The sequence below is a fragment of the Anaeromyxobacter oryzae genome (genome assembly GCF_023169945.1).
GTDB classification, from domain to species: domain Bacteria; phylum Myxococcota; class Myxococcia; order Myxococcales; family Anaeromyxobacteraceae; genus Anaeromyxobacter; species Anaeromyxobacter oryzae.
Genome location: NZ_AP025591.1, coordinates 3,228,636 through 3,240,367, shown reverse-complemented (window position 1 = coordinate 3,240,367; position 11,732 = coordinate 3,228,636). Strand labels below are relative to the sequence as shown.

At 74.9% G+C, this 11,732-nt stretch carries 9 protein-coding genes; 1 reads left to right on the top strand and 8 read right to left on the bottom strand.

Going from position 1 to position 11,732, the window contains the following annotated elements; translation table 11 throughout:
• Nucleotides 1–154: 154 nt before the first annotated feature.
• From AMOR_RS14050 to AMOR_RS14015, 8 genes are all read right to left on the bottom strand, one after another.
• On the bottom strand, nucleotides 155–841 hold the full coding sequence (locus tag AMOR_RS14050; protein WP_248362169.1) for a ComF family protein: 687 nt from the start codon (nucleotides 839–841) through the stop codon (nucleotides 155–157).
• 260 nt (nucleotides 842–1,101) lie between these two features.
• Nucleotides 1,102–2,652 carry a 2,3-bisphosphoglycerate-independent phosphoglycerate mutase gene (gene gpmI / locus AMOR_RS14045; protein ID WP_248362167.1) on the bottom strand — a complete coding sequence of 517 codons (1,551 nt, stop codon included), beginning with the start codon at nucleotides 2,650–2,652 and terminating at the stop codon, nucleotides 1,102–1,104.
• A 139-nt stretch (nucleotides 2,653–2,791) separates the two neighbouring features.
• The gene (locus tag AMOR_RS14040) at nucleotides 2,792–3,283 is read right to left on the bottom strand and encodes a protease complex subunit PrcB family protein (protein ID WP_248362164.1); all 492 of its coding nucleotides are present in this window, start codon (nucleotides 3,281–3,283) and stop codon (nucleotides 2,792–2,794) included.
• The gene (locus AMOR_RS14035; protein WP_248362161.1) at nucleotides 3,280–5,889 is read right to left on the bottom strand and encodes a S8 family serine peptidase; all 2,610 of its coding nucleotides are present in this window, start codon (nucleotides 5,887–5,889) and stop codon (nucleotides 3,280–3,282) included. Before AMOR_RS14035 ends, AMOR_RS14040 begins: the two co-directional genes overlap by 4 nt.
• A 115-nt stretch (nucleotides 5,890–6,004) precedes the next feature.
• On the bottom strand, nucleotides 6,005–6,466 hold the full coding sequence (rlmH, locus tag AMOR_RS14030; protein WP_248362158.1) for a 23S rRNA (pseudouridine(1915)-N(3))-methyltransferase RlmH: 462 nt from the start codon (nucleotides 6,464–6,466) through the stop codon (nucleotides 6,005–6,007).
• A 16-nt stretch (nucleotides 6,467–6,482) separates the two neighbouring features.
• Complete coding sequence (locus AMOR_RS14025; RefSeq protein WP_248362155.1) at nucleotides 6,483–7,586, bottom strand: glycosyltransferase family protein; 1,104 nt, start codon at nucleotides 7,584–7,586, stop codon at nucleotides 6,483–6,485.
• A gap of 23 nt (nucleotides 7,587–7,609) precedes the next feature.
• Entirely contained in the window at nucleotides 7,610–9,013 is a 1,404-nt protein-coding gene (locus AMOR_RS14020; protein WP_248362152.1) for an anti-sigma factor family protein, read from the bottom strand.
• Nucleotides 9,010–9,588 (bottom strand): RNA polymerase sigma factor, encoded by a 579-nt coding sequence (locus AMOR_RS14015; RefSeq protein ID WP_248362521.1) that lies wholly within the window; start codon nucleotides 9,586–9,588, stop codon nucleotides 9,010–9,012. Before AMOR_RS14015 ends, AMOR_RS14020 begins: the two co-directional genes overlap by 4 nt.
• A 231-nt stretch (nucleotides 9,589–9,819) precedes the next feature.
• On the opposite strand from AMOR_RS14015, the gene AMOR_RS14010 reads away from it, so the two are divergent.
• Nucleotides 9,820–11,715 (top strand): hybrid sensor histidine kinase/response regulator, encoded by a 1,896-nt coding sequence (locus AMOR_RS14010; protein WP_248362520.1) that lies wholly within the window; start codon nucleotides 9,820–9,822, stop codon nucleotides 11,713–11,715.
• The last annotated feature ends 17 nt before the right edge of the window (nucleotides 11,716–11,732 follow it).

Below are 11,732 nucleotides of genomic sequence, written 5' to 3'. Positions count from 1 at the left end.
TGCCCGTCCTCCCGTGCCCGTGACCCGCCCTCCCGTGGCCCGTGGCCCGACCCGTACCCGTGAACCCGCCTCCCGTGGCCCGTGGCCCGACGTCTCCTGGGCCGTGCCCCGTCCTCGTCCTCCGAGGCCCTCCTCACGGCGCGCGGTCGTCGCCTCACCCCGCCCGCGCGAGGGCAACCACCTCGACGGAGCGCGCGCCCGCGCGCCGGAGGGCGGTCGCGGCGGCCTCCGCCGTCGCGCCGGTCGTCACGACGTCGTCCACGAGGACGACGTGCCGCCCGGCGACCGCGGCCGTCGCCGCGAACGCGCCAGCGACGTTCCGGAGCCGCTCCGCCCGCGTCCGGCCCACCTGCGGAGGCGTCTCGCGGACACGGACCAGCGCGCCGCGGAGGCGGCGAACGGGTACGCCCGCGGCGCGGACGAGCCCGTCCGCGAGGAGCGCGGCCTGGTCGTACCCGCGCGCGATCCGCCGGGCTCGGCCGAGCGGGACGGAGACCACCACCGCGCCGGGCGGGAGCGGCGCGCGGGCCGCGAGCCACGCGCCGAGCGGCCGGGCGAGCGCCGCGCGCCCGCCGTACTTGAGGCCGTGGACGGCGTCGGCGAGCGGTCCGCCGAAGAGCCCGGCGGCGCGAACCCGCTCGAACGCGGGCGGCGCGGCGAGGCACGCGCCGCAGGCCGGGGCGAGCCCGGGAAGGCCGCACCGGGCGCAGCCGGAGGGGACGGGATCGATCGCCCCCGCGCAGATCGGGCAGAACGGCTCGCCGTCGAGCGGGGCGCGGCAGGCGGCGCAGCGCGGAGGGTAGACCAGGTCGAGGAGTGCGCGCGTCAGCGAGGCGAGCATGGGGCGAGCGGGTGCACGGGATGGGCCGGACGCCTGGGCCCGTCACCGTTACCGTTCTCCGTTGCCGTCACCGCACCCGTTACCGTGGCCCGCCTCCCGTGGCAGTGGACCGTGGGCCGAGGCCCGTTCCCGGGCTCACACGGCCCGGGCACGTCTCACGTCGAACGGGCCAGGGGGTTCACGGGCACGCGCGCGGGCACGTGTACGGTCACGGCCACGGAGAACGGCCGTCGCGTCCGCGCCCCGTCCCCACCGTCCGCTCACCGCACCAGCAACCCCAGCCCCTTCATCTCCTTCGGCTGGGGCAGCCCCATCACCTGGAGCGCGGTGGGCGAGACGTCGGCCAGCACGCCCTTCGCGCGGAGCTTCGCGCCACGCAGATCGGGATCGGCGAGGATGAACGGCACGGGGTTCAGGGTGTGGGCGGTGTGCGGCTGGCCCGTCACCGGGTCCGTCATCATCTCGCAGTTGCCGTGATCGGCGGTGACGAGCATCGCCATGCCCGCGGCCTGCGCGGCCTTCCAGAGCCGGCCGACGCACTCGTCGACGACCTTCACCGCCTTCACCGCGGCGTCGAGGATCCCGGTGTGGCCGACCATGTCCGGATTCGCGTAGTTCACGAGGATGAAGCCGTACTGCCTCGTCCCGATGGCCTGGACGAGCTTGTCCGTCACCTCGCGCGCGCTCATCTCCGGCTTCTCGTCGTACGTCTTCACGTCGCGCGGGCTCGGCACGAGGATGCGGTCCTCGCCCGGGAAGACGGTCTCGCGGCCGCCGTTGAAGAAGAAGGTGACGTGCGCGTACTTCTCGGTCTCCGCGGTGCGGAGCTGCTTCAGGCCCGCGCGCGAGACGATCTCGGGGAAGATCTCGGTCAGGTCCTGGGGCGCGTAGGCGACCGGCAGCGTGAACGTCTCGTCGTACTGGGTCATGCAGACGTACGCCGAGAGGCGCGGCACGACCTGCCGGTCGAAGTCCTTGAAGCCGGGCTCGGTGAACGCGCGCGTGATCTCGCGCGCGCGATCCGCGCGGAAGTTGAAGAAGAGGATCGCGTCGCCGTCCTTCACGGTCCCGACGGGCTTCCCGTCGCCGGTCACGACGATCGTCGGCTTCACGAACTCGTCGTTCTCGCCCTTCCCGTAGGACTGCTCCATGGCCTGGACGCCGCCCGCGGCCTTGAAGCCCTCGCCGCGGACGATGGCGGCGTAGGCCTGCGCGACGCGATCCCAGCGCTTGTCGCGATCCATCGCGTAGTACCGGCCCGCCACCGTCGCGACCTTCCCGTAGCCGGTCTCGCGGAGCCGCTTCTCGAGCTGGGCCATGTAGCCGACGCCGCTCTTCGGCGGGGTGTCGCGGCCGTCCATGAACGCGTGGACGTACGCGTGCGCCACGCCCTCCCGCCGCGCGAGCTCGAGCAGCGCGAAGAGGTGGTCCATGTGGCTGTGGACGCCGCCGTCCGAGAGGAGCCCCATGAGGTGGAGCGCGCCGCCGGCCTCCTTCGCGCGGCGGCAGGCGAGGAGCAGCGCGTCGTTCTTGAAGAACGAGCCGTCCTCGACGGCGCGGTTGATGCGCACGAGGTCCTGGTAGACGATCCGCCCTGCGCCGAGGTTGGTGTGCCCGACCTCGGAGTTGCCCATCTGCCCCTCCGGGAGGCCCACCGAGAGGCCGCTCGTCTCGAGCGCCGTGGACGGGTAGTCGCGCAGGAGCGCATCCACGTTCGGGGTTCCGGCGATGGCGATCGCGTTCGCGTCGCGCTCGGCGCGGTTCCCCCAGCCGTCGAGGACGACGAGGAGGACGGGCTTCGTCTTGGCCACGGGCACCTCTCCTTCGGGGAAAAGGTTCGGGGCCGAGATGTTAGGGAAAGGCCCGCCGCGCCACAAGAAGCGAAACGGGCGGCGGGCGGAGGTGCGACGGAGGGTCCGGGTCTCGGCGCGAGGCCGTCCGGCGGGCGCGTCAGCGCGCTCCCGCCGACGCGACGATCGCGCCCTTCTCGTCGGCGACCTTCACAGCGCGGATGCCGTCGCGCGGGACCTTCACGGCGAGGCACGGGCGCGTGAGCGCCTGGGTGACGAGCGCGTCCTTCGCGGGACCGCGGAACGAGACCTGGACGAGGACCACGCCGTCCTTCACGGCGGCCTCGTTCCGCGCGAGCTCGACCGCCCACCCCCCGGTCGGCCGCTCGCCCATCGCGACGACGATCACCGCGTCCTTCCCGAAGTCCACCGGGGGCGCCGGTGCCTCGCCGTCGAGCAGCGGCGACGGGAAGACCTCCCGCCAGGCCTCCGGGCTCGTCACGAGCGTCGCGCTCGGACCCTTCCCGGCGCCGGGGCACTGGCTCCCCCCGCGGACCGCCGCGACCGGCACGCGCCGATCGCCGCAGTCACCCTCGGCGCCGAGGAGGAGCGCGAGCGCGAACCCGCCGGCGGCGAGCCGCGCCCACCTCACGGCGCGCCCCCGAGGAGCGTCCGCGTCGGCGCGGCGCGACGGAGGGCGCGCGGCGGGAGGAGGTACGCCGGCGAGGTCCCGCCGAGGCTCGCGTCGAAGCCGATCACGAAGTCGATCCCGTCGACGTCCTTCCCGCTCACCACGACTGTCGTCGGCGCGCCGAGGGTCGGCCAGGCGCCGCACGCCTCGCCCGCGTCGCAGACCTCGCCGTCGTCGTCCATGTCCGTGCCGGCGGCGACGTAGTACGAGCCGTCCGCGACGCCGGTGAAGGCGTACCCGTACTGACCGGTCGTGCTCGTGCCGTCCCGCTGGTCCTTCGGCTTCAGGTTCGAGTCGAGGAGCAGGATGTAGACGTAGCCGATGCCGCCGCCCGTCGCGCGCGTCCCCTTCTGCAGCGTGACGGGGACCGAGAGGCTCGACCCGCCCTGCACGGCGAAGTCGACGTGCGCGCTGTACACGCCGTCCGCGAGGCCGTTCGGGTTCGCCGTCACCGTGTACGTCCCGAGACCGTTCCCGGTCGCGGGGCTCGGGCCGCTCACCGAGAGCCACGCCTCGCTCGCGGTGACGCCCGTCACCGAGAGCACCGGGACGTCGCCGCCGGTCTTCGTCGCCTCGAGCTGCGCCGAGGTCTGGCCGGGCACGAAGTCGATCCGCGGCGGAGTGACCTGCAGCGCGGGCGCGACCGGCTTCCCGCACTGGGCCTGGGCGCCCTGGACCGCCATCACCGCGTCGATGAGGCCGTGACCGAAGACGTCATCGCGACCCGGCACGCCGAGGTCCACCGTGATCTGGTCCGTCGAGACGAGCGAGTCGAGCTGGTCGGGCGTGAGGCTGGGGCAGACCGACTTCATGAGCGCCACGACGCCCGCGACGTGCGGGGAGGCCATCGAGGTGCCCTGGTAGATGGCGTACGCGGGCTTCCGCGTGCCGCTCGAGTCGTCCGCGAGGGTCGACGCGATGCCGTCCGGCTTGCCGTCGTTGTTCAGGTCGGTCGCCGAGTTCCCGCCCGGCGCGGCGAGGTCGACGTTCGGACCGAAGTTCGAGTACGGCGCCTTCGCGCGCTGGATGTCCACCGCGGAGACCGAGATCACGCCCGCGTAGCTCGCGGGGTAGCTCGCGGTGCCCGAGTTCTCGTTCCCCGCCGCCGCGACGACGACGACGCCGGCGGCGCGGACGGCCGCGAACGCGTCCTGCTCGGTCTGGGAGTAGCAGCCGAGGCAGCCGAGGGACAGGTTGATCACGTCGGCCCGTCGCGCCGGGGGCGGCGTGTGGATCGAGTTGTCGAGGCCGGCGGCCCAGAGCACGCCCTGCAGGATGTCGAACGACGTCCCCCCGCCCACGCCGAGGGCGCGCACCGGCATCACCTTCGCCCCGGGCGCCACGCCCGCGACGCCGAGGCCGTTGTTCGTCCTCGCCGCGATCGTGCCGGCCACGTGCGTCCCGTGGAAGCTGCTCTGTCCCGCCGTCGCGTCGTCGCCCGGGTCGTCGGGGTTCGGATCGACGCCGTCGCCGTCGCGGGCACGGAGCGGATCGCTGATGAAGTCGTACCCGTCGACGAGCTGCCCCTGGAGGTCGGGGTGGGCGAGGAAGACGCCGGTGTCGACCACCGCCACGATCGGGGTCGGATCGCCCGAGCTCATCGGCCCGCCCTGGGTGAGGTCCCAGGCCTGCGGCAGGTTCATGAGCGGGTAGTCCCACTGGTACCGGTAGAGCGGATCGTCGGGCACCAGGGTCGGGTGGAACACGTAGTTCGGATCCGCGCTCTCCACGTCCGCGCGGGCGCGGAGCGCGTTGACGGCGCGGAGGGTGTCGAGCTTCTCCGCCTGGATCGCGTCGAGGGGCGCCGCGAGCGACCCGGGCTGCGCCGATGCCACGCCGAGCGCGGCGAGCGCGCGGCCCCGCTCCGACGCGGTGCCGAGCCCGAGGAGCGCGGGCCGGCCCGGCGCCCCGGCGAGCGCCGCGAGCCCGAGCGCCCTCGCCCGCTCCGGGATCGTCCGGGGCTGCGTCGACGCGGCGCCCGGCGCGCCGTCCCGGAACTTGACGACCACCTCACCGGGGACGAACTCGCGGTCGGTGCGGAGGACCGCGGCCGTCGCCGGCCCCGCGCCGATCGAGAGCGTGTAGCTCGACGCGCCGGTCGTCGCGCTCACCTCGACGAAGTACTCGTCGGAGGTCGCGACGTCGATCTGCAGGATCGCGGTGCCGACCGCCGCGACGGCGCAGATCGCGGCGCGCGCCTTGTTCACGTCCTCGGCGCAGAGCGTGAGCTCCACCCCGGTCGGATCGGCGACCGCGAGCGTGATCCGCTGCCCGCCCGCGAGGGAGACCCGGTAGTCGTCGACGGGGTCGTACGCCTTGTTCGTGTTGCTCACCCAGCCGCCCACCGTCACCGCGCTCGGGAGCGGCTGCGCCTGGGCGAGCGAGTCGTTGGAGCGGCTCGGTGCCGCCGGATCCGCGACGTCCCAGTCCGCCTCGTTGGCCGCCGCCGCGCTCACCGTCCCGGTGATCCGGTGGGTCGACGCCGTCGTCGTGCTGGACTTCCCGCCACCGCAGGCGGCGAGGAGGGCGACGGAGACGGCGAGGGGGGCGAAGGCGCGGCGCAGCATCGTGGACCTCGGAGGGCTGGCGCCGTCCCTCGCGGGCGGCGGCGGGACGGAGCTTACCGCGCGGGCGCCCCTCGCGTCGCGTCGCGGCCGGGGCGCGGGCGGCTGCCGCGGGGATTCACTTGTGGTACGGCTCACCCCTCAGGATCGTCATCGCCCGGTAGAGCTGCTCGACGAGGACGAGGCGCGCGAGCCGGTGCGCGAGCGTGAAGCGCGACACCGCCAGCCTCTCGTCCGCTCGGGCGAGGAGCGCGGGCGCGAGGCCGTCCGATCCGCCGATCACGAGCGTCACGTCCTGCCCGCGCTCCAGCCAGCGCTGGACGCGCTGCGCGAACGCCGCGCTCGTGAGCTCGTCCCCGCGCTCGTCGAGCGCCACGAGCCGGTCGCGCGGGCCGAGCTTCGCGAGGAGCGTCGCCGCCTCCTCGTCCTTCGCCTGCGGGGTCCCGGCGTGCTTCCGCGCCTCCGGCACCTCGACGAGCTCGAACCGAACGTACCGGCCGAGCCGCTTGGCGTACTCCTCCACGGCCGGGGCGTACAGGCCGGAGCGATCCTTCCCCACCGCCACCACCCGGAGCTTCACGCGCGCCGCCTCGCCGTCACGCGAGCGGATCCGGCGAGGCGCCGTTCGAGGCCGCCTCGGCGACGAGCCGATCGAGGTGACCGAGCAGCTCCCGGTTCCCGTCCTGGCGGTAGGTGGCGAGCCTCGCCTCGAGCGCGGGGAGGCGCGAGAGGAACGCCTGCAGCCGCTCGGCGGTGAGCTCGTCGGCCGAGACGCCGTAGCCGAGCGCCTCCAGGTACCGCGCGTTCAGCACCTGCTCGAACTGCTTCTTCACGGGGATCGCGAGCATCGGCTTGTGGAGGTAGACCGACTCGCTCATGAGCGTGAACGAGCCGCCCGACACGACGCCCTTCGCGGTGCGGAGGTCCTCGATGAACGTCGCCTCGGAGAACGGACGGTACACGAGGTTGCCGTCGCGGAGATCCTCCTTCAGCTCCCGGCGCAGCCCGTAGATCCGGCACTCGCGCCCGGCGCCGCGGAGGATCTCGGGGAGCGCCTCGTTCGAGGTGGAGGTCTGGTAGACGAGGAGGTGCTCGCCGCGCTCGGCGCGGGCGGCGAGGATCTCGGGGCGGAGCACCGGCGGGTGGAGGGTGGTGCGCGCCTTGACCGCGCGCGGCTCGAAGAAGGTCGCGATGAGGTAGTGGAAGCAGCCCGGGAGCTTCGCCTTCACGACCGACTTCGCGACGAGGTAGTCCGCCTCGTGGCCGGCGAGGATCTCCGGCGAGTGCTCGCCGCGGTTCACGATCTGGTTGTTGTCGACCGAGATGCACGGCAGCGCGTGCGTGCGCGCGAAGAGGTAGCTCCAGGTCTCGAAGTCGGAGATCACCACCTCGGGCCGGAACTCCTCGACGAGATCGAAGTAGGCCTTCACGTTCCGCGGCCACCCGCCCGCGACCGCGCCGCGGACGTTCTCGAGCACCGTCCGGAAGTTCCGGACCTCGTTGTCCTCGTAGACGATCGAGAGGCCCCAGATCTTGTTCACCCCGAGGTGATCCCGCTCGCGCGCCTTCAGGTAGTCGTGCGCGCGGCCGGACACGACCACCTGCACGTCGTGGGTCCTCGCGAGGTGCTCGATCACCACGCGCGAGCGGATCGCGTGGCCCATCCCTTCACCCGCCACCCCATAGAGGATGCGCGCCATGCCGCGAGTGTAGCGGTTCGGGGCTACGGCAGGCAGCGGCCGGGCGCCTCGATACCCGCGTCGGTCGCGCGGAGCGGCGCGACGACGCCAGGAGGGATCCCTTCGATCCCGGCCGGCACCGCGGCGCCGGGGAGCCGCGCCTCGTGCCAGGCCCCGCCCTCCTCGCGGTAGCGGACGACCCGGAGCGCGCCGTCCGGCGCGTAGTACAGCTCCGCCTCGAAGGGCACCCCGCCCGCCGTGCCGTGACGAGCGTACTTCACGACGCGCCCCTGCGGGTCCTCCTCGACCTTGCGCCAGCTCTCGCCGTCGCACCCGGGGAACGTCGCGATCGCGCCGCGGAGCTGGCCGGCGGCACGGAGGTGCTGCCAGCGTGCGACGGGATCGTCCGCGGCTGGCGCGGCCTGCGCGTTCGCGGCGGGCGGAGCTGCGGCGGGAGGAGCCGCGGACGGGGCGGCCGCGGACCTGGCGACGCGGGACGGTGCGCGCGGGGCAGGAGCGGGCTCGGGCGGGGGGGCCTCGGCGAACGCCTGGGGAGCTGGCGCCGCGGAGAGGTCCTTGTCGGCGGCGCGAGCGGCGGGAGCCATCTCGTCCGCGGCGGCCATCGACTCCGCGTGCTTCCGCTCCGCGCCCTTCGACTCCGCGCCGCCCGCGACCGCGAAGCCGCGCTGGCGCTCGGCATGCTGCGCGCTCGGCGCGGGTGCCTGGGGGGGAGCGCGTGAGGCGGCCCCCTCACCCCGGCCCTCTCCCCCGGTGGGGGAGAGGGAGGAGTTGCCTGCGAACGGCGGCGCGGTTGCGGCGGGCGCGGCGGCCCCCTCACCCCGGCCATCGCTCCCGGGGGGGGAGAGGGAGGAGTCGCTGGCGGAGAGGGAGGGCTCATCTTCGCGTGCGGGCGGCGGCGCACGTTGCGCGACGAGCCCAGGCTCGCGAGCGGGCGCGGCGGTGCGGGATTCGCGCTTGCCCGCCTCGGCCTCCGCCGGTGTGGCCGGCTCCGACGCCTTCGTCTGCGCCGACGGCGCCGGCGCGGCCTCGGTGGCCGGCGCGCTCCCGAGGAGCACGTCCCGGTCCTCCCGCTCGAGCGGGCCGGGGCGCATCGCGAAGATCCGGTACGACACCACCGCGACCGCGAGCGCGGCGACCGCGGCGATCGAGCCACCCCATAGCCACCCGGGGACGAGGCGCGAGCGGCGCCGGTCTCGCCGGGCGCTCGCGGCCTCGCGCGCCGCGGCGAGGAGGATCCGCTCGCCCTCCTCCGGCGCGGGCTCCGGAGGGAGCGCCGCCATCATCCCGCGGGTCTCGCGGATCCGCCGGAGCGCGTCGCGGCACTCGGTGCACTCGCCCGCGTGCGCCTCGACGTCGCGCGCCTCGCGCGCGGGGAGCTCGCCGTAGGCGAGGTCGAGCAGCTTCTCCCGTGCGGTCTCGTGCTTCATCGGGCCGCGCTCCACGGCGCCGCGGGCTGCGCCGCCTCCGGGGTGACGCCGAGCGCGGCGAGCTTCTCGCGGAGGGCCTCGAGGGCGTAGCGCATCCGGCTCTTCACGGTGTTCTCCGGCGTGCCGGTCACCTCGGCGATCTCGCCGAACCTGAGGCCGGCGTACTCGCGCAGGAGGAAGACCTCGCGCTGCTCGGGCGGGAGCGCCGCGAGGGCGGCCTCGAGCTTGGGGCGCAGGAGGGCGGCGTCCGCGGCCCGGTCCGGCGCGGGATCCTCCGCCGGCGTCTCCGCGCCGCGTCCGCCCGGCGCGTCCAGCGGATCCGCCCGCCGGAACGCCATCCGGCGCGACTCGTCGACCGCGAGATTCCGCGCGATGGCGTAGAGCCAGGTCGAGACCCGCGCCCGCTCCTCCCACCCCCCCGCCGCCCTCACGACCTTCAGGAACACCTCCTGGCAGAGATCCTCGGCGCGGCCGCGGTCTCCGGTGAGGCGGAGCAGGAACGAGAAGATGGGCGTCCGATGGCGGCGCACGAGGGCCTCGAAGGCCCGCGCGTCGCCGGCCTGGAACCGGAGCATCAGCTTCTCGTCGCTCTCGTCCAAATGCGGGCTCGGGCCTCGGGAGTGGAAACGCGCCGGTGCGGGAAAGGATCTGGGGAAGTCTACCCCACTCGCCGGTTCGATCTGCGGCACGGACGCGCAGGCCGTCCCGCTGGCTGTCCCGGGGGCGCGGCATCCCGGGATCACGGCACGGCAACCGCGCCCGATGGGGGCGTCCTGCGTGGTAGATCGGGCCGACTCGGGGTGCGCATGGGGGCGGGGGTCTACAACGCGGCGTCGGTCGCGGCGCTCGTGAGCGCCGTCGTGAGCGTCTTCACGGCGGCCGGCGCGTTCCTCGCCGCGCGCCTGCCGGACTGGCGCGACCTGAAGAGGCTCGGCTGGATCGCCGTGACCGCAGCGGTGAACGCCGCGCTCGCGTGCGCCGTGAGCGGCGACGTCTCGCCCGCGGTCTGGGCCGCGTCGGTCCGGCTCGAGCTCGTCCTCGCCGCGCTGCACCTCGCGGCGTGGCACGCGTACCTCTCCGCGTGGGGCAAGCGTCCGCTCTCCGCGCGCCAGCGGCGAGCGCTCGGCGTCGTCCTCGCCGCCAGCCTGCTCGCGCTCGTGCCTGGCGCGGTGTACGGGGAGGGATCGGTCCTCCGTCCAGTCGGCTGGCTCGGCATGACCCACCGAGACCCGGTCGTCACGCCCCTCGGCTGGGCGGTCCACGCCCTCCTCGTCGGGGCCGGCGCGTGGGTGGTCGTCCGGACGGTCCGGCTCGGCCGCGCGGGCGCGCCCTGGGCCCGCACTCACGTCGCGTGCACGTCGGCGCTCCTCGCGATGGGCGCGCACGACGCGCTGGTCGCCTGCGGGCTCCCGCTCCGGACGCCGTACCTCGTGGCGTTCGGGCTTCACGCGCCGATGTTCGTCCTCGCGGTCGTGACCCTGCAGCGGATCGCGACCGGCGCGTCCGAGCTCCACCGGCTCAAGGCCGGTCTCGAGGAGGAGGCGTCGCGCCGCGCCGAGGCGCTCGCGCGCTCCGAGGCGGCGCTCGCCCGCGCGGAGCGGCTCGCGATGCTCGGCCAGCTCGCGGCCGGCGTGGCGCACGAGGTGAACAACCCGACGGCGGTGGTGTCCGCGAACCTCGCCTACCTCGGGCACGCGCTCCGGGACGACCCGCGCCCGCAGCTGCACGGCTGCATCGAGGACTCGCAGGCGGCCGTCGTCCGCATCGCCGCGATCGTGAAGCAGCTCCTCGTCGCGGGGCGGTCGGTCCGGAGCCCGGACGCGCCGCTCTCCGTCGTCGCGCTCGCCCGCGCGTTCGACGCCGCGGTCGCCGCAGCGACCGCGCGGGGCGCGGCCCACGTCGACTTCGTGCGGGAGCTGCCATCCGGGCTCTGCGTCCTCGCCCACGCGGACCCGCTCGTGCAGGTCCTCTCGAACCTCGTCGTGAACGCGGTGCAGGCGATCCCCGCGGCGCGGCGCGGCCGCGTGGTCCTCCGGGGGTGCGCGGAACGCGACCGGGTGCGGATCGTGGTGGAGGACGACGGCGACGGCATGTCGCCGGAGACGCTCCGGCGGCTGTTCGAGCCGTTCTACAGCACGAAGCCGGTGGGCGCCGGGACGGGGCTCGGGCTCGCGGTCTCCCGGGCGCTCGTCGAGACCATGCAGGGGACGCTCAGGTTCGAGAGCGAGCCGGGACACGGCACGCGGGCGATCCTCGAGCTCGCGCACGCGGACGTCGCGCCGCTCGTGACGCCGCCGCCTGGCACGATCCCCGTCCCCGCGCCGCGGCGGAGCACGATCCTCCTCGTGGACGACGACGGCCAGGTCCGCCACTCGCTCGCGCGCCTCCTCGGCCTCCGTTACGACGTCACCGTCGCCGACGGGGTCGGGGCCGCTCTCGACGAGGCCTTCGGGCGCACCTTCGACCTCGTGCTCTGCGACGTGGTGATGCCCGACGGCGGCGGCGAGCGCTTCTGGGCGGAGGTGTCCCGCTCCGCGCCCGAGCTCGCGCGCCGGGTCGTGTTCATGACCGGCGGCGCGGCGACGCCGGCGGCGCGCGCCTTCCTCGCCGCGCAGCCGCAGCCGGTCCTCGAGAAGCCCATCGACCTCGCCGCCGTCGACGGCGCGGTGACCCGCCTCGCGCGCCTCGCGCGGGCGGGGTGAGTCCGGGGACCTCCGGT